General features: G+C 45.7%; 2 protein-coding genes. Both read left to right on the top strand.

All coding sequences use genetic code 11. The features are described 5' to 3' along the window. Positions 1–503, top strand: a 503-nt coding sequence (locus KIV40_RS29190) for a serine/threonine protein kinase (RefSeq protein ID WP_285352727.1), incomplete at its 5' end; no start/stop codon positions are given. A 52-nt stretch (positions 504–555) separates the two neighbouring features. Beyond that, a partial coding sequence (locus KIV40_RS29185; RefSeq protein WP_285352725.1) for a DsbA family protein occupies positions 556–798 on the top strand: 243 nt, incomplete at its 3' end.

The raw sequence follows: 798 nt of genomic DNA, 5'->3' as shown, positions 1-798 counted from the left end.
ACTCTCGCTTTATCCCTGCGCATATCGAATCGGCTTTCTTTAATGACCTCGATATGTTGATCAAGGCACTGGAGGAGCAGTGGTCAGACTCAAGCAGCATCATTCGTCTGCATGGCGACTGCCACCCTGGTAACATCCTTTGGCGTGATGGCCCGATGTTCGTTGACCTCGATGACGCGTGTAATGGCCCTGCCGTCCAAGACCTATGGATGTTACTCAATGGTGAGCGCCAAGATAAACTGATGCAGCTCGACATCCTATTGGAGGCGTATCAAGAGTTTTGCGACTTTAATAGCGCGGAATTGAAACTAATTGAGCCGTTGCGCGGTCTACGTATGGTGCATTACATGGCATGGTTAGCAAAGCGATGGCAAGATCCTGCTTTCCCAATTGCCTTCCCATGGTTTAATGACCCGAAATACTGGGAGCAACAAGTACTTGCTTGTAAAGAGCAGATTGCTACCCTACAGGAGCCACCACTTTCGTTAATGCCTCAGTGGTAAGGCAACACTGATAGCAAACAACAAAAATTCAAACATAATGGAGATTGAATAAATGAAAAAGCTATTCGCATTTTTCTCATTGGTTATGCTGAGCTTGTCGGCTCATGCGGCACAATTTAACGAAGGTGAGCACTACAAAGTTCTAGATCTAGAAGCTTCGAAGAAGCCGGTAGTGACGGAGTTTTTCTCATTCTACTGCCCACACTGTAATAGCTTTGAACCAATCATTCAGCAGCTAAAAAAACAGCTTCCTGAAGGTGTTAAGCTTCAGAAGAACCACGTATCTTTCATGGGT

It is taken from the genome of Vibrio sp. D173a, from assembly GCF_030248475.1.
This window is presented reverse-complemented; position numbering and strand designations above follow the sequence as displayed.